This is a genomic window from Sphingobacteriales bacterium (genome assembly GCA_016699615.1).
Classification (GTDB): Bacteria; Bacteroidota; Bacteroidia; order Chitinophagales; family JADIYW01; genus JADJSS01.
The window spans coordinates 144,930-162,436 of record CP064984.1 but is presented as its reverse complement, the minus strand read 5'-3'; the positions used below and the strand labels follow the sequence as shown (position 1 = coordinate 162,436).

The 17,507-nt window shown below is 28.4% G+C and carries 21 protein-coding genes; 12 read left to right on the top strand and 9 right to left on the bottom strand.

Annotated features, from left to right (window positions below):
• The first annotated feature begins 10 nt into the window (after positions 1-10).
• From IPK18_00885 to IPK18_00850, 8 genes are all read left to right on the top strand, one after another.
• Positions 11-1,342 (top strand): hypothetical protein, encoded by a 1,332-nt coding sequence (locus IPK18_00885; protein ID QQR98126.1) that lies wholly within the window; start codon positions 11-13, stop codon positions 1,340-1,342.
• The gene (locus IPK18_00880) at positions 1,339-2,646 is read left to right on the top strand and encodes a YfhO family protein (GenBank protein QQR98125.1); all 1,308 of its coding nucleotides are present in this window, start codon (positions 1,339-1,341) and stop codon (positions 2,644-2,646) included. The genes IPK18_00885 and IPK18_00880 overlap by 4 nt, the downstream gene beginning before the upstream one ends.
• Positions 2,639-3,145, top strand: coding sequence for a glycosyltransferase family 2 protein (locus IPK18_00875; protein ID QQR98124.1), 507 nt, complete (start codon positions 2,639-2,641; stop codon positions 3,143-3,145). The genes IPK18_00880 and IPK18_00875 overlap by 8 nt, the downstream gene beginning before the upstream one ends.
• A complete protein-coding gene (locus tag IPK18_00870) occupies positions 3,132-3,554 on the top strand; it encodes a hypothetical protein (GenBank protein QQR98123.1) in 423 nt (140 codons plus the stop codon). Before IPK18_00875 ends, IPK18_00870 begins: the two co-directional genes overlap by 14 nt.
• A 16-nt stretch (positions 3,555-3,570) precedes the next feature.
• Positions 3,571-4,440 (top strand): SDR family oxidoreductase, encoded by an 870-nt coding sequence (locus IPK18_00865; GenBank protein QQR98122.1) that lies wholly within the window; start codon positions 3,571-3,573, stop codon positions 4,438-4,440.
• 52 nt (positions 4,441-4,492) lie between these two features.
• Positions 4,493-4,885: a hypothetical protein gene (locus IPK18_00860; protein QQR98121.1), complete on the top strand. Its 393-nt coding sequence runs from the start codon at positions 4,493-4,495 to the stop codon at positions 4,883-4,885.
• Positions 4,875-5,372 (top strand): hypothetical protein, encoded by a 498-nt coding sequence (locus IPK18_00855; protein ID QQR98120.1) that lies wholly within the window; start codon positions 4,875-4,877, stop codon positions 5,370-5,372. Before IPK18_00860 ends, IPK18_00855 begins: the two co-directional genes overlap by 11 nt.
• Positions 5,373-5,441: 69 nt before the next feature.
• Entirely contained in the window at positions 5,442-5,816 is a 375-nt protein-coding gene (locus tag IPK18_00850) for a YigZ family protein (GenBank protein ID QQR98119.1), read from the top strand.
• Positions 5,817-5,932: 116 nt separating this feature from the next.
• On the opposite strand, the gene cysQ is transcribed toward IPK18_00850, so the two are convergent.
• The 8 genes from cysQ to IPK18_00810 form a co-directional block, all read right to left on the bottom strand.
• Positions 5,933-6,685, bottom strand: coding sequence for a 3'(2'),5'-bisphosphate nucleotidase CysQ (gene cysQ / locus IPK18_00845; protein QQR98118.1), 753 nt, complete (start codon positions 6,683-6,685; stop codon positions 5,933-5,935).
• Positions 6,686-6,693: 8 nt separating this feature from the next.
• Positions 6,694-7,248: a dTDP-4-dehydrorhamnose 3,5-epimerase gene (gene rfbC, locus IPK18_00840; GenBank protein QQR98117.1), complete on the bottom strand. Its 555-nt coding sequence runs from the start codon at positions 7,246-7,248 to the stop codon at positions 6,694-6,696.
• Between the two features lie 5 nt (positions 7,249-7,253).
• Entirely contained in the window at positions 7,254-8,297 is a 1,044-nt protein-coding gene (locus IPK18_00835; protein QQR98116.1) for a hypothetical protein, read from the bottom strand.
• On the bottom strand, positions 8,298-8,852 hold the full coding sequence (locus IPK18_00830) for a hypothetical protein (GenBank protein ID QQR98115.1): 555 nt from the start codon (positions 8,850-8,852) through the stop codon (positions 8,298-8,300).
• Positions 8,853-9,022: 170 nt separating this feature from the next.
• The gene (locus IPK18_00825; GenBank protein QQR98114.1) at positions 9,023-10,363 is read right to left on the bottom strand and encodes an SLBB domain-containing protein; all 1,341 of its coding nucleotides are present in this window, start codon (positions 10,361-10,363) and stop codon (positions 9,023-9,025) included.
• 358 nt (positions 10,364-10,721) lie between these two features.
• Positions 10,722-10,997 (bottom strand): hypothetical protein, encoded by a 276-nt coding sequence (locus IPK18_00820; protein ID QQR98113.1) that lies wholly within the window; start codon positions 10,995-10,997, stop codon positions 10,722-10,724.
• Positions 10,984-12,039, bottom strand: coding sequence for a dTDP-glucose 4,6-dehydratase (gene rfbB, locus IPK18_00815; GenBank protein ID QQR98112.1), 1,056 nt, complete (start codon positions 12,037-12,039; stop codon positions 10,984-10,986). Before rfbB ends, IPK18_00820 begins: the two co-directional genes overlap by 14 nt.
• An 11-nt stretch (positions 12,040-12,050) precedes the next feature.
• The gene (locus IPK18_00810) at positions 12,051-13,340 is read right to left on the bottom strand and encodes a nucleotide sugar dehydrogenase (protein QQR98111.1); all 1,290 of its coding nucleotides are present in this window, start codon (positions 13,338-13,340) and stop codon (positions 12,051-12,053) included.
• Positions 13,341-13,440: 100 nt separating this feature from the next.
• Here IPK18_00810 and IPK18_00805 point away from each other — a divergent pair, with 100 nt between their 5' ends.
• Positions 13,441-14,634, top strand: a complete 1,194-nt coding sequence (locus IPK18_00805; GenBank protein ID QQR98110.1) for a hypothetical protein — start codon at positions 13,441-13,443, stop codon at positions 14,632-14,634.
• Here IPK18_00805 and IPK18_00800 read toward each other — a convergent pair.
• Positions 14,624-15,856: a hypothetical protein gene (locus tag IPK18_00800; GenBank protein ID QQR98109.1), complete on the bottom strand. Its 1,233-nt coding sequence runs from the start codon at positions 15,854-15,856 to the stop codon at positions 14,624-14,626. The two genes, IPK18_00805 and IPK18_00800, sit on opposite strands and share 11 nt — an antisense overlap.
• Before the next feature lie 52 nt (positions 15,857-15,908).
• Between IPK18_00800 and IPK18_00795 the strand changes: the two genes are divergently transcribed.
• Genes IPK18_00795 through aroQ form a run of 3 tightly spaced genes read left to right on the top strand, consistent with a single transcriptional unit; the run spans position 15,909 to position 17,432 of the window.
• A complete protein-coding gene (locus tag IPK18_00795; GenBank protein ID QQR98108.1) occupies positions 15,909-16,478 on the top strand; it encodes a thymidine kinase in 570 nt (189 codons plus the stop codon).
• Positions 16,479-16,483: 5 nt separating this feature from the next.
• Positions 16,484-17,005, top strand: coding sequence for a chalcone isomerase family protein (locus IPK18_00790; protein QQR98107.1), 522 nt, complete (start codon positions 16,484-16,486; stop codon positions 17,003-17,005).
• 10 nt (positions 17,006-17,015) lie between these two features.
• Positions 17,016-17,432, top strand: a complete 417-nt coding sequence (gene aroQ / locus IPK18_00785; GenBank protein ID QQR98106.1) for a type II 3-dehydroquinate dehydratase — start codon at positions 17,016-17,018, stop codon at positions 17,430-17,432.
• Positions 17,433-17,507 lie beyond the last annotated feature (75 nt).

The following is a 17,507-nucleotide window of genomic DNA, read 5'->3' as shown; positions in this document are numbered from 1 at the left end:
TTATTGAAATATGTCAAAAAACAAAAAAGTTGCTACTACAACTCAGACTGTCTATAAAAATGATAATACTAATAGTGTCAATTTCTTTGACAATAAATACATTAAATGGACAATCTTAGTTGTATTCTTAATAATTCCTGCGATTATTTTTTATTTTCCATTATATGAAGGAAAGCATTTAGGTGCTTCCGATGTTGTTCAAGGTGAAGCCATGGCATTAAAACCGTATAATGATTTTCAAGAGAAATTTGGAGAAAAAAACTATCTCTGGAATGAGAAGATGTTTTCTGGAATGCCAACAACAATGACATCAGGTACTGTATTTGCTGCTGAGTGGACTAGATATACACCACTCAATTTTATATATCAAAAAACACAATTAATACTAAAAGATATTCCACTAAATCAAATTATATTTGCGTTTGGTGCATTGCTATTCTTCTGGGTTTTACTCAAAGATTTTTGGATAGCATTACTATTCGCTGTTGCAGCAAGTTGGTGCAACGTAACCATCGTTAGTGTTGCAGCAGGACATACCAATAAACAATATGTAATTTCTAGTATCTTACCATTTTGGGCTGGCTTGCTACTCATTTACCAACGAAAATATATTATTGGTCTTTTGGTTACCACTTTTTTCCTAAAATTTATAATCAGTAGCTTTCATATACAACTTGGTTACTATGCTATGCTTATTTCTATACCATTTGGTATTATTCTAGTTCTTGGCTTAATCAAACAAAAAGATTATGTGCATTTAGCTAAAAGTTTAGGCTTGTTAGCAGTAGCTGGTATTATTAGTGTCGGCTTAAACTATAATCAAATATATATTAAAGATTTTACAGATGAATCTATTCGTGGGAAAAACTTAATTAATATTCAAGATTCCACATCAACTACTGCAAATACGAAATCTGCTGATGGTGTAGATTTTGATTATGCAACTCAATGGAGCTTTGGATGGAACGAAATTCCTTCTTTCTTTATTCCAAATTATGTTGGCGGAAGCTCAGGTGGAAAACTAACGGAATCATCAAGTTTATACACCACATTAGTAAATAAAGGCGTTCCAGCACCATCAGCAGAAAACTTTATAGCACAAGTTCCAATGTATTGGGGCGATCAACCATTTGTCTTAGGTAGATTTTATATGGGCGCAGTTGTATTATTTTTATTCTTCTTAGGATTATTCTCTGCAAGGAAGAATAAGTACATAATATTTTGGCTATTACCTATGATAGCATTCACGGTTTTTATTGCATTAGGAAAAATTTCGCATCTTTTTATAATATATTATTTACAACATTACCATTATTTAATAAATTTAGAGCACCAACAATGATATTAGCTGAAACGCAAATATTATTTGTAATTATTGGTGCAATTGGCTTATATCAATTTTTAAAAATTGAAGATGTAAAAGAAAAATTACAAATATTTAAGAAAGCATCAATTGGAGCAGTAGCTACAATTGTAGTATTTTGGTTATTGGCAGTTGCTACACAAGATTTTAATAGCAGAACACCAGATAAAACAGGAAATGATGATAACTATGTAGCACAACTAGAAAAAGCTACAGGTAGTGCTGAGTTTGCAAACGAATTGTTTAGTGCATTAATAAAAGATAGAAAGGCAGCAACAAATGCAGATACCATTCGTTCATTAATTTTTATATTATTAGCAATTGGAATTATGTATGTGCTAATTAAACAAAAAGTTTCAAAAGAATTAGCAATATTAGGATTAACAGTCTTATGCTTTATAGATTTGTGGCAAGTAGATAGAAGAGAAATTAATGAAAATTCTTTTAGTGATAGAGATGCAATGATAAGCTCTGCCTTCGTTGCTACTGAAGCAGATAATTTTATCATGCAAGACAAGACAAATTTTAGAATGTTAGATTTGACAGTTAATCCATTCAATGATGCGTCGCCATCATATTTTCATCACAATGTTGGTGGATATGCGCCTGCAAAATTAAAAAGATACCAAGATATCATAGAACATGGTATTCAATACGATTTTGGAATTATCAATAAGAGTGGTTTGCAAAGTGCAAATTACCTAAATATGTTAAATACAAAATATTTAAAACAAGGACCACAAGCCAATGCTGTAATAAGAAATACTTCAGCATTAGGTAATGCGTGGTTTGTGTCTAATATTGTTCCAGCTAAAACAAATGAAGAAGAAATATTAAAAGTTAGAGATATTAATCCAGCAAATGATGTTGTAATTAATGATGAATTTAGAACTTATTATACTAATTTTAATTTGAATGCAGATACCACATCAAATACAAACAGAAGTATAAAATTAGTAAGTGAACATCCAATGCATTTGAAATATGAATTTAATTCTGACAAAGATGAAATGGTCGTGTTTTCAGAAGTTGTATATAAACCAAACATAGATTGGACTTCAAAAATTGATGGAAAAACAGCTGAACATATTAGAGCAAATTATATTCTTAGAGCAATGAAAGTTCCTGCAGGAAAACATACTATAGAATTTGATTTTATGCCACGTTTATATAAAACAACATACAATCTAATTACTTACTCAAATGTTTTATTAGAAATACTATTTGCAATAGCTATCATCTATCTGATATACAACAATAGGAAAGAAACACAACATGCATAAAATATTTTCTTTTATTATTATTAGTTATAATAGAGCAGAAGATACCATAGATGCCGTAAAAAATGTCCTTTCTTTGGATGATGTTCAAGGTTGGAAAAAAGAAATTATTGTATTGAATAATAATTCAACTCAAGATTATATTGAGTTTGAAAACTATATAAAAGAAATTCCAACATCAGAAAAATATCAAATAAACTATATACATCATGACCAAAATTTAGGTGTTGCAGGTGGTAGAAATTTTTGTATCAGAAAATCAACAGGCACATATTTATTCTTTTTAGATGATGATGCCGAAATTGTACAAAAAGATGTTATTCAAATTGTTCTTAATAAATTTGAACAATATAAATCTGATAATATTGGAATTATTGGTTGTCTTGGAAAAAATCCTTTTACCAATGAATTGCAAATGCCAATAAAAAATAAAAAACTTATAAAAAATAAAGATGATGTGTTTTATAATTTATTCTATGGATTCGGGCATGTTTTTTCCTAAATCAATAATCGAGAAGACAGGTTATTATCAAGATGATTTTTTTTATGGAATGGAAGAGAATGACTTATCATACGCGTCAATAAAAAATGGATATTCAATTTTATTTACAAAAGATATTTTGGTATTGCATAAAGTAAATCCAAATGGTAGAGAACCAAACATTACAACACAATCTAGGTATTTTCAAAATAGATTAATTGTGATATATAAGCATTTACCATTTTTTTATGTATGCACACAATTTATTATGTGGAGTATGTACTTCTTAGTAAATACAAAATTTAATATAAAATACTATTTTATATCTATAAGTAGTTTATATAAAAGAATAAAAAATGTAGATAGAAAAGTAATGTCCAAATCAGGTATGCAATATTTACAAAAAGTACATGCAAGATTATGGTACTAAAAAATAAAGAAAAGATATGAAAGAAAAAACAATATTAATTACTGGTGCAAATTCAGGCATAGGTAGAGTAGCTACGATGGAATTAGCAAAACTAGGTGCCAATATAATCATGGTATGTAGAAATGAAGAAAAAGCAAAAGCTGTACAAGATGATATCAATGCAGTAACAGGTTTGAATAATGTAGATTTGTTTATTGCTGATATGAGTTCACACAAATCTATCAAAGCATTTGCAAAAGCATTTTATAAAAAATATGACCAATTAGATGTGCTTATCAATAATGCTGGAATGATTGTAGATAAACTTGAATACAACGACGCTGGTATAGAAATGACTATGGCAACCAACCATTTTGGTTACTTCTATATGTGCCATTATATGTTGCCTGCACTTAAGAAATCACCAAATGCAAGAATTGTAAATGTAGCTTCATTGGCACATCGTTTGACACCTTATCCATCAGATAATTTGAATGCAGATAAAAGTTTTGGATTTTTCAAACAATACAGCGTGTCAAAACTGTGCAATGTATTGTTCTCAAAAAAACTATCAGAAATATTAAAAAATAATACAAACATTACTGTTAATAGCTTGCATCCAGGAAATATTGCATCAAATTTTGGAAAAGCAGGTGGCAATTGGTTTGGCTCATTAATACGCAATTTCAATTTTGTATTAACTACACCACAAAAAGGTGCAGAAACTATAATTTATTTGGCAGCTTCACCATTAGTTCAAAATAAAACTGGATTATATTGGTATAAAAAAAATCCAGTTATTCCTGCTGTTGATGCCATTCAATCAGACAATGCACAACATTTATGGGATTGGAGTTTAGAAAAATCTGGTATAAAAGTATATGGCGAGTTTGATTTAGAAGACTAAAGTAAGATATAAATATTCTTATTTAATAAAATAGAATAAATTTTTTTATATTTTGAATTTACTATTACCATCTCCATTAGAAAAACTAGATATTGTTTTAAATAACAATGTCAAACTTTATCTAAAAAGAGATGATCTAATACATCAATATATTTCTGGTAATAAGTGGAGAAAATTAAAATATAATATTTCAGATTTATTAAAGCAAAAAAAACAAACAATACTTACAGTTGGTGGTGCATTTTCAAATCATATCATGGCAACTGCTGCTGCTGCAAATTTACATGCTATAAATAGTATAGGAATAATAAGAGGAGAGGAGTTGAATGTAAATTCTAATGACAATTTAGCTTTTGCTTCAGCACAAGGTATGCAACTGTTTTTTGTAGAGAGAAATACTTACAACAAAAGACATGATAGCAATTTTGTAAAGATTGATATGTGAGAAATTTAATTTAAACATAAATGATATTTATTTCGTACCAGAAGGTGGCGCAAATGAACTAGCAAAAATTGGTTGCAAAGAAATTATTGACGAAATTGATTTAGATTTTAACTATATAGTGAGTGCGTGCGGCACAGGAACAACATTAGCTGGTTTAGCACAAAATCTTTTGCCACATCAAAAAGCTATTGGCATAGATGTTCTAAAAAATAATTATGAGCTAGATAAAACGTTTGCATATAATTCAAGTATTGATATTATACATGACTATCATTTTGGTGGATATGCAAAAAAAGATTATATTTTACAAGAATTCATATATAATTTCTATACGCAATATCATATTAAATTAGATTATGTGTACACAGGAAAAATGATGTATGCATTGCTTGATTTAATTCAAAATAATTATTTTAAACCCAATAGTACAATTGTTGCATTGCATACTGGTGGTATTCTAAATGCATCTATTTTCAATGAAGTATAAGTCAGTCATAGATGTAGAAAATATTTTGATTAAAGAAAAAAATCAAAATTTATTGGTGCAGCATTTCATGTGCTTGATGAGCATATGATAAAAGAGAAATTAGAATACATTAAACATCAATTACCCAAAGCTACGCATTATTGCTACGCATATAGATTAGGCAATACGAAAGATGTGTACAGAGCAAATGATGATGGCGAACCTAATGGAACTGCTGGGTTGCCTATTCTTCATCAAATTGATAGTTTCGGTTTGACTAATACTTTAATTGTGGTAACTAGATATTATGGTGGTACAAAGTTAGGCGTTTCTGGTTTGATACTTGCGTATAAAGCCTGTGCTATTGAAACAATACAACAAACAGAAATTGTTGAATATACAATTTATGAAACCATAAGAATAGAACTAACACATCAAGTAGCTAATTCTTTTTTAATTTATTAAACCAACACAAACTTAGGTATTCAAAAGATATTGAAGTAGACAAAATTATATTTAATGTGGAAATAGAGCCACATCAAAAGAATTTATTAGATAATTATTTGTAATGTAAATATTCATTATTGTACAATAAAAAATGGGTTTAAAAGATTTTCTTTATTGTAAGATAATTTCTCATCACTATTCCAAACAAGAACATCAGAGCCAGATTCTGTTGCAATTAAATGACCAGCAGCAGTGTCCCATTCCATTGTTGGTCCAAGTCTTGGATATACATCAGCTTTTCCTTCAGCAATTAGACAAAATTTTAGAGAACTACCAGCAGCCACAAATTCTACATTTGCATATTTTTCTTTTTGTTCATCCACATATGCTAGCAATTCTGGTGTTTGGTGCGATCTACTTCCTACTATTCTAATGGTATTATTTTCAATAGGTGTTTTTTCTAGTTTTATTGTTGTTTCATTATATATTTTGTAAGTACCTTTGTTTTTTTCTGCATAATAAATAATATTTTGTGCTGGAACGCCAACAGCAGAAAGAATAGGAATGCCATTTTCTATCAATGCAATATTAACTGTAAATTCGCCATTCTTTTTTATAAACTCTTTTGTACCATCAATTGGATCAACCAACCAGCATTTTGTCCAATCTTTTCTTATTTGATAGTCTAATAATTTATTTTCTTCTGAAATAATAGGAATTTGTGGCGTTAGCTTTTGCAATGCTTCAGTAATAATTTCATTTGAAACTTTATCTGCATCAGTCAATGGAGATTTGTCATCTTTGTATTCTACATTAAAATCTTTATTATAAATTTCTAAAATAGCATCACCAGCTTTTTGTGCAATTTGTATTATTTCATTTATCATAAATAGTATTAAAAAGTAAAGTTTAATTTTGCATTATCTACGGTAGGTAGATTGGCATCTTTTTCGCTAATTATTAATTGTTCTTTTGGTATTTTCCAATCTATGTTTAATGTTTCATCATTAAATATTATACCACCATCAGATTCTTTATTGTATAGGTTGTCACACTTATATAGAAATTCACAAGTTTCTGATAGTACAACAAAACCATGCGCAAATCCTCTTGGTATTAAAAATTGTTTTTTATTTTCTGCTGATAATTCAATAGAAAAATATTGCAAATATGTTGGTGAGTTTTTTCTTAAATCAACTGCTACATCCAATACATTTCCTTGAGTTACTCTGACTAATTTTGTTTGAGCAAATGGTTCTCTTTGAAAATGCAAGCCACGCAATACACCAAATGTAGATTTAGAATGATTGTCTTGAACAAAATTATAATCTAATCCATTATCTATAAATTTTTGTTGGTTATAACTTTCGTAAAAGAAACCACGTTCATCTTCAAAAACTGTAGGTTCTATAATAACTAAATCAGGAATGTATGTCTTTGTTATTTTCATAAAATCTATTCTTGTGCTTGTTTTAGTTTAGCTTTTATGTCTGACCAAAACTCTTGTCTAAAGAATAATACTGCAATAAATACTATATTAAAAACAACAGCAATTGCAATGTTAAGAATATAGATGCTAGATTTTGATTCAGTTTCAGAAGCTAATGGCAAATGCGGTGCATCAATAACCTGAAATAAAGGTGTAATTGCTTGTAGTTTTGCTTTAGCATTTTCGTACATGGATGCAGTTTCCATATAATCTTTTTCTACCAATTGTTTATCTCTTTTATATTTTATTTCTTCTAATTCTGCTTTGTACGTTACTAGATTATTAGCTCTGTCTTTATAATGTGCTAAGTTGAATTCGGATTTCTCTAAATCATATTTAAGCTGCTCTAATCTTTTTTGTAAGAACTGAACTGCATATGCTTCTTTTTTTGTTGATCGTTCAATGTAATAATCAATTAAATTTTCATAAAAGGCATTACAAAGTAATATTGACATATTTTCATTTGAAGAACGAATAGTGATATAATATATTTCAGCTTCGTTAGAACTAATAGTAAGCATTCCTTTTAATGTACTTAATACTCTTTTAAAAACAGAATATTGTTGAGTATTTAGCTGTTCAACATCTTCAAATTTACCAAAATAGCTTTCATTGTACCCAGAGAATGTTCTTAGAAAATGATTAATTAAAAAATCCTCTTTCCCATTGTAATAATATTCTTTAAACAATAGCTTAGAACCAACTTTTTCTGTAAGTGAATATTCTTTTAGTTTTACCGGATTATTAAATGCAAATCCTTTATCAAAAGGATTTGATGAATAATTTATTTGAGGTCTATCTTCTGAGAGTGAAAATGAAATTGTTGCAGTATATGAGGTAGTTAAATCTTTTGATTTTTTATAGGAATATAGAAATGCTAGAATTATAGGTATAAATAAAATAATAAAATACTTTTTAATTACTGAAAATAAAGAATTAATAATCTTTAGTATAGATTTTAATGTATCATCTTGATTTTGTTGTTCTATATTGGGCTCTTTTATTTCCAATTATCTTTTAATTAATGACATAAGTAAGATTGCAGTTGTTACTGCAGATGCAATAGTTCCTACCATTATATTTATAGTTTTTACTGCATTATATTTATTGCTTTGTTTTTTCGCTTCATCTTCTGAATTTAATACTTCATCTTTTTTCTTTTTCTTTTCACCCTTTTTAGGAATTACTATGGTAGATCCTTTTTCTATAGATGCTCTTCTTGCTTTTTGTATTTTACCATTTGGATAAACTACATATGTTTTGATACGTTTTGCTGTTTTAGCAAAACCAGCGCCATGACTTCTGATATAGAATTTAGCATTTTTCCCATTAGAGAATGGCATATATAAATTTTCTGGTCTATCTTTAGTTGGATAATTGTATTCACCTTGTAAAGCTACTAAATCTTTAATAGCTGGAATAATGACTGAATCTCCTTTTAATAATATGTAATTGTATTTTGAACTTTTTCTTCTAAGCGCCTTATCTAAGTCCATTAATACATTTCCTATGCCGTCTGTTTTTCTAAATAACCTAGCACCATTTGGATATGCAAACCTAGTCAAACCACCTGCTCTTTCTATTAGTGAAGATATTTTCTCATCTTTGGATACAAGTACATAATCACCTGGATATAATACTTCACCTGAAATATTTACTTTACTTTGATAATCAAATTCTGGTGTTGGTCTTACATATATTTGGTCATATGGTTGTAGTTTTACAGTATTTGCAATTACATCTTTCCAATATTTTTTCCAATGCTGTAGCTTAATATTGTAATTTGAGTTGGTACAGACTGAGAAATAGCTTTATCAAAGTTTGCAACTCTTGCAATTTCAATCCTATTTGATGCTGCTTCCATTTTAAAACCATCTGATAAAATAATTGCATCTGCCAATGTCATACTCTCATGATAAGCAAGAGAACCTGGTTTTCGCACCATCCCATTTACTTCGATTGTATATTTGTCTATTTTTGATAAATCTCTTTGTACAATTATCCTATCTCTTTTTTGAAGCTTAAAGCTATCTAACTTTGCATAATTATCTGTCGTGTCTATTTTGAATGAGATTAGTTTGTCTGCAAGATTTTCATTCACCCTATATATAATAATTTTATCTAAAAATGCAAAGTCTGTCAGACCACCACTCATCATTATCGCATCTCTCAATGTCATTTGTTTTTCTAAAGCAAATCTTCTTGGTTTCCTTACTTCACCACTAATAGAAATACTAAATGTATCTAGAAAATATGTTTTTGAATAGGTTTCAATAATATCTCTGATTTGTAATGTCATGTTATCTATAGAATTTGGATCATCCATTACATTATTTAAGTTTATTCTATAGATATTTTTTCTACCATCATCAATATTTGTTCTAACTACATACGCTTCATCCATATAAATATCATCTTTAAACCCTTGCGCTTTTGATATGATATCTCTTACTTTGTATCCTTCTTGTAATTCATATTTTCCTGGCAACATTACAGAACCAGAAATTTCAACAAAGTTTTTATATTGTTCTGGAATTGCTCTAACTAATATTTCATCTCCATTCAATAATACTAATTTTTGTTTTAGCTGTTTTAAACTATCTAAATTAAAATCTAGAATAACTGATTTATTATCTAAATATCTTTTTACTTGGATAATATTTTTAAATGCATTTGGTTTATAACCACCACAGTATTTTAATAAGTCATCAAGAGTTTCATTATCTAACATTTCATATTTTCCTGGCTTATTTACTTCTCCAGTAATTTTTACTATGTTCTTTTGTAATGGCACGTATATGTAATCATTGTTATTCAAAAATATATCTCCTTGTTTTTCTGGTTCAAACAAAAATTTATACATGTCAAACTTTTCAATTATTTTCCCATCTCTTTTTATTTGAATATCTCTAATTGAACCTGATTTTGTTGGACCACCTACATATGCCAAGATATTGTATGCTGTATTAATAGCTGGGAATGTATAAGAACCTGGATTTTCAACATCACCAACTACATTTATTGTTATTACTCTAGAATAATTGATAGATACATCAAAATTTGATTTGTCTATCATATATGCATTCGAGAATCTTGTTCTAAGTAATTCTTTTGCTTGCTGTAATGTTAATCCTTTTAAGTAGATTCTACCTATATTTTCCTGTTGTATATAGCCGTCTTTATCTATATAGAATAATCTGTTATAATCGGCATATCCCCAAATTGAAACTACAATCTGGTCACCTACACCTAAAATATAGTTCAGTGGTGGTTTTATATCTACTGCATTGTTGAATAGTTTGATTTCTTTTCGTCTAAAAAAATCAAATCCAAATATATCAACACTGTCTAATCCTTCTCTTAGTTCTAAAGTTGCTGTTTCTGTTAGTTTTTCTACTGTTTCTGTAGCTTTTTGTGCTTCAATTAATAATTTATCAGGAGCATTTTTTGTCTGTTCCTATTTCTGTTTTTGTTGGATTGATTTGTTGTAGCTTATCTGTTGCAAGTTTTATATCTTCTGACTTTACCTTTCCTTGTCTAATGCTTAATGTATCTTCAATTCTTTTAATAATTTCTTGAATACTAGGTTGTTCATCTTCAACTGGTGGCGTAAAATTAAATAACTGGGCATTGGATGTAAAGCCTAGAAATAATAATAGTATTAAAGTTATAATTTTATGTTTGAAGAATTGTTTATTAAACATTTTCATATTGTTTGTTGTAATAATTTTGATAATTTCCTGAAGTAACGTTATTCAACCATTCTTCATTATTTAGATACCAATCTATAGTTTTTTCTAATCCTTCTTCGAATTGCAATGATGGACTCCAGCCTAACTCTTTATTAAGTTTTGTAGCATCAATAGCATATCTTTTGTCATGTCCTGGTCTATCTTTGATGTATGTAATTAGTTGCTCTGATGTACCAGACGTTCTATCTAATTTTTTGTCCATGATTTTACATAAAACTTTTATGAGTTCTATATTTTGCCATTCATTAAATCCACCAATATTATATGTTTCACCTAGTCTTCCATTATGAAAGATAACATCAATTGCTCTTGCATGGTCTTCTACCCAAAGCCAATCTCGCGTATATTTGCCATCACCATAAACTGGCAATGGTTTGTTATTTCTAATATTATTTATAAATAATGGAATCAATTTCTCTGGAAATTGATGTGAACCATAGTTGTTTGAACAATTTGAAATAACAACTGGAAGGTCATATGTATTTTCATAGGCTCTTACGAATTGGTCTGAACTTGCTTTAGATGCTGAATATGGTGAACGTGGATCGTATGGTGTAGTTTCTAAAAAAAGTCCAGTTTCGCCAAGCGAACCATAAACTTCATCTGTTGATACATGGTAGAATAATTTATTTTCAAAATTTCCTTTCCATTTTTCTTTTGCTGCATTTAATAGATTTACAGTTCCAACCACATTTGTCATAATAAATTCTAATGGATTGCTGATTGATCTATCTACATGTGATTCTGCTGCTAGGTGTATAACTGAATCTATGTTATTATCTGAAAAAATTTTGTCTATTTGATTTTTATCTACAATATCAGCTTTAATAAATGTATAATTTGGAGCATGCTCAATATCTTTTAGGTTTTCGAGATTTCCAGCATAAGTCAGTTTGTCTAAATTTATTATTTGATATTCTGGATATTTATTCACAAATAGTCTTATGACATGTGACCCAATGAATCCTGCTCCGCCAGTAATCAAAATAGTTTTTTTCATTGTTGTTATTTTTAAAGCGTCCAGTGTTTAATTTTGCTAATCTTATTTTTGTAAATATTTTTTAAGTCTACCAAAATGGCATCTTGGTTTGCAATGCTTATGAAATCTTCTTCTTGAAGTTTTGTATATTCTAGATGTGCTACAGAAACAATTATAGCATCATATTTGCCATCTGCATTTTTGTTTAATGGTGTATTGTATTCATGTGCTACTTCATCTGCATCTGCATGTGGGTCAATTATATCAACTTTAATATTATATTCTTTGAGTTCTTTAACCAAATCAAAAACTTTAGAGTTTCTAATATCTGTAACGTTTTCTTTGAAAGTTGCACCCATGATTAAAACTTTGCAGTCTGCTGGGTTTTTTCCATTACTTAGCCAATTTTGAACAATTTTTTTCGCTATATATTGTGGCATTCCATCATTTATGCCTCTTCCACTTAAAATTATTTTTGGCTCATAACCTAATTCCATTGATTTGTATGTTAGGTAATATGGGTCAACACCAATACAATGTCCACCTACTAAACCTGGTTGAAATTTCAAGAAATTCCATTTTGTACCTGCTGCTTCTAATACATCATAGGTATTAATATTCATTCTATTGAATACTTGAGAAAGCTCATTCATCAATGCAATATTCAAATCTCTTTGTGTATTCTCAATTACTTTTGCTGCTTCTGCAACTTTGATACTTGATGCTTTATACACACCTGGTTCAATAATTGAATTATATACATCAGCTATTACTTCTAATGATTCATCATCGCAACCAGATACAATTTTTGTAATTTTTGTTAATGTGTGTAAAGTATCACCAGGATTTATTCTTTCGGGTGAATAGCCAACTTTAAAATCTGTAACTGATTTTAGTCCTGATAATTTTTCAATGATTGGTACGCAATCTTCTTCAGTGCAACCTGGATAAACTGTAGATTCAAAAACTACGTAATCACCTTTTTTAATTACTTTACCAATTGTTGTTGAGGCACCAATTAATGGTTTTAAATCTGGTACTCTGTGTTCATCTACTGGCGTTGGCACTGCTACTATAAAAAAAGTGGCTGTACTTAAATCATCAATATTTGCTGTAAATGTAATGTCACAATTTTGGAATGAAGTTGCATCTAATTCATTGCTTGGATCAATGTTATTCTTCATCAATTCTACACGTTTTTCACTAATGTCGAAGCCAATAACTGAGAATTTTTTTGCTAATTCTAAGGCAATTGGCAATCCTACATATCCTAATCCAATTACACCTATTTTATTTTGTTTTGCTTTTAATGATTCAATCATACTTTTAATAAAACTTATATTGTAGCAAATATAAAAATATTAAGTGTATTTTTATACAATTTGTCTCTTATTTAGTGTGAAAAGAATAACATTTAGTTGCATGTCTATAATTGATGTACTTATAGTGCTTTTTTATAATATAATATTATACATATACTATGTTTTTATTTATATATGTAGCTTTTTTAATGATAAATTCTCTACTTGGGTAAGATATCAGAATAAATGGAAAAAACAAAAGTTTGAGTTCGCAAAATATGAAAGCAGTGTTTGGATACATGTGGCATCAGTTGGTGAACTAAGAATGGCTTTGCCCTTAATTCAAACAATAAAAAATGAGAATCCTGATGTGAAAATTGTAGTTTCTTTTTTTTCAGTTTCTATTTTTAACTTTTTACATCTTTTTGATGATAAAATAGATTCTTTTTTTCTATTTCCAAAAGAATATTCAAATAATATTCAGTTTATAATTGATAGAATAAATCCAAAATGTTTAATTCTTGTAAAGAATGAAAGATGGTTGAATTTATTAAGAATAACGCATCAAAATAATATTGATATTTTTCTTGTAGAATCGGATAAACTTGATGGTAAAAATATGTTTTATAATATGTATATTAAATATACAAATAAATATATTAAAAAAATATTTTTTGATTATGATAATAGTTTAAGACTTCAATCCGTAATTGATAATAACATTGAACATACAGAAGATAATCTAGTACATACTTTTTGTGCTGATGCTTTTACAATTGTCTTAGGTAGTTGTTATATTGAAGAAGTTGAATATGTTGCCAATATTTATAAAAACAATCAATCTGCAATGAAAATAATTTTGGTACCACATGAGTATAATGAACATGTTTTACAACAATATCAAAACTATTTTGATGATAGAATTGGTTTGTACTCAAAAAATGAGATAAATGGAAATTTGTTGATGGTTGATGTATATGGAAATCTAAAGAGTATCTATCAGTATGCTGATATTGCTTTTGTTGGTGGTGGTTTCAATGGGAAACTACACAATGTGTTTGAGCCTGCTGTATTTGGAATTCCAATAATTGTTGGTCCAAAATTTAGGAGTGAATATCATATACAACAAGCAATTAATTTAAAACTAATTGATGTTGTAAAAACAAAAGAAGATTTAATGAATATAATTGAATATTATAAAAATAATAAAAAGATTAATTTTGAATTGAAAGTAAAATGGAATTCTTTTTTTAATCAATCAAAATCATCAAGCGATATAATTTGGAAGGAAATTAAAAAGGATACTATTGTTTAAAGTTTTTACTCAATAATTCGAAAAATCTACCAGCAATACTTTGTTTGTTTTCCCAATTGTATTTTGGACTAAGTATATTTTTACAATAATCTATTGCTTCTTGATGTGATGAAAATTCATCAATTTTTTTGATGTTATTTTCGTATTCTGTAAATTGACTACCAAATAATTCTCTTACAAAAATAAATTTATCATTCAATGCAATAGCATCACTCAAAGATCTTCTGTTGATAATGGATTCGTATTCGTTAATCAAATTTTGCTTATTAAATTCAATCTTTTCTTCAACTTCTTCGATATCATCAGCAACTAAATCTATTTTACTTTCTGCTTCTTGAATAATGGTTTCAGTTTTAAATTCAATTTTATCTTCAACTTTCTCAACTTCATCAGCAACTAAGTTTACTTTACTTTCTGCTTCTTGAATAATTGTTTCAGATTTGAACTCTATTTTATCTTCAACTTTTTCGATTTCATCAGCAACTAAATTTACTTTACTTTCTATTTCAGGAATTATAGTTTCAGTTTTAAATTCAATTTTGTCTTCAACTTTCTCAACTTCATCAGCAACTAAGTTTACTTTACTTTCTGCTTCTTGAATAATTGTTTCAGATTTGAACTCTATTTTATCTTCAACTTTTTCGATTTCATCAGCAACTAAGTTTATTTTACTTTCTGCTTCTTGAATAATGGTTTCAGTTTTAAATTCTATTTTATCTTCTACTTTCTCAACTTCATCAGCGACTAAAAAATTGTTTTTTGTAAATGAATTATCAACTATTGAATTGCTATTTTGATTGATTACAGTTTCTTCAACCAAAGCAGGAATTTCTTTTGTGTATTTTTCAAAATTTAATTCATTTTCAAATTGTATTGATGGCAAATCTGCTTGTAGTTGATGATTACTAACGATTTTATTATTCTCTACATTGTTTGCTATTGAATTGTTTTCTATAATTTCTTCAACATTATTTTGTTGTTCTTCTTGTAAAATAGCTTGAATTTCTGCATCATTATTTTCACTTACAAAGTTGTTGTCAGCTACAGATATTCCAAGATTTGTTTGAATATCTGAAATTCTATCTACACAATTCAATAAATATTTTTTCATGATTTGTAATTCTTCAGGAGCCATTGTGCCTTCTTCCAAAATTGTGCTATTCAAATCACTTACTATTTTTATATAACTATCTATTTTTTTTAATGAGCTACGAATTTCCATGTTATTTTGTATTTTAATGCAAATTTTAAGACAATTTATATAATATTGTACAATGTTTTTAGAACAGAATGTTAATAACTCTAAAAATGGCTGGATTGAAGTCATTTGTGGCTCTATGTTTTCCGGAAAAACAGAAGAACTCTTACGCAGACTAAAACGTGCTAAAATTGCCAATCTTAAAGTAGAAATTTTTAAACCAATTATTGATACAAGATATGCAATAGAAGAAGTCGTTTCGCACGATGCAAATTCAGTATTATCAACACCAGTTAGCAGTTCACAAAACATATTATTATTAAGCAATAATGTAGATGTTGTAGGCATAGATGAAGCACAGTTTTTTGATGATGGACTGGTAGAAGTTTGTACTGCATTAGCCAACAAAGGTATTCGAGTAATTATTGCTGGATTAGATAAAGATTTTTTAGGCGCACCATTCGGTGTAATGCCACAATTAATGGCAGTTGCAGAATATGTAACCAAAGTACATGCTATATGTGTTCAGTGTGGCGCATTAGCCAATTTTTCATACAGACTTGTAGAGAATGAAAAACAAGTAATGCTTGGAGAAAAGGAAAGCTACGAGCCACGTTGTCGAAATTGTTTTAATAATGATAAATAATATATATGAAAATATCAGGAATTGAAATACCAGATTTTATTATTATCAACAATAAGAAATTATATTTGAACGGCGCAGCTATGCGTACAAAGTTTTTTGTCAATACATATATAATTGCATTATATGCCGAAAAGCCAATTACAGATGAAAAAGATGCCATCTATGGAAATACTGCAAGAAATTTAAGAATGCTTTTAACAACACCATTAGCTACACCAACACTTGTAAGTCAAAATATAGAAAGTGGTGTAAAAGAAAGTCTTGGAAAAAAATATATTGAACTCAAACATATAGTAGATAATATTAAAACGACAATAGAGCAATCAAACGTTGGATACAAAGATTATATAGACAACTTTTTTGATAGTGATAAAAAAATGTACTATTATAAAAATGGCAATTCCTTAGGAGAAATTGGTGAAAATAATAACGATGGACAAACATTTGGCGAAGCATTATTTGATATGTATGTCGGCAAAAATCCAAAAGACCAGAAGATAAAAAAAGCATTATTAAAAGGATTTTAAAAATTTATTTATGAAAAAAATACTTATCATAAACGGACCAAATCTAAATTTATTAGGAAAACGTGAACCAGCAATATACGGAACTCAAAGTTTTGAAGATATTTTTAATCAACTAAAAAACACTTTCAATCAAGTAGAATTATTCTATTATCAATCAAATGTAGAAGGAGAGTTGATAAACAAACTACACGATGTTGGATTTAGTTTTGATGGTATTGTACTCAATGCTGGCGCATACACACACACATCAGTTGCCATTGCTGATGCTATTAAAGCAATCAAAACTCCAGTTGTAGAAGTACATATCAGCAATACTTTTGCAAGAGAACCATTTAGACATCATTCCTACATTTCTCCAGTTGCCAAAGGAATTATTGTTGGCTTCGGTTTTCAAAGTTACAATCTTGCTATTCAATCATTTTTGTAAATTATTTATGATGAAATCAAATATCTTATTTTTTCTACTTTTATTTTTAAGTAGATTTTCTTTTTCTCAGTGTGG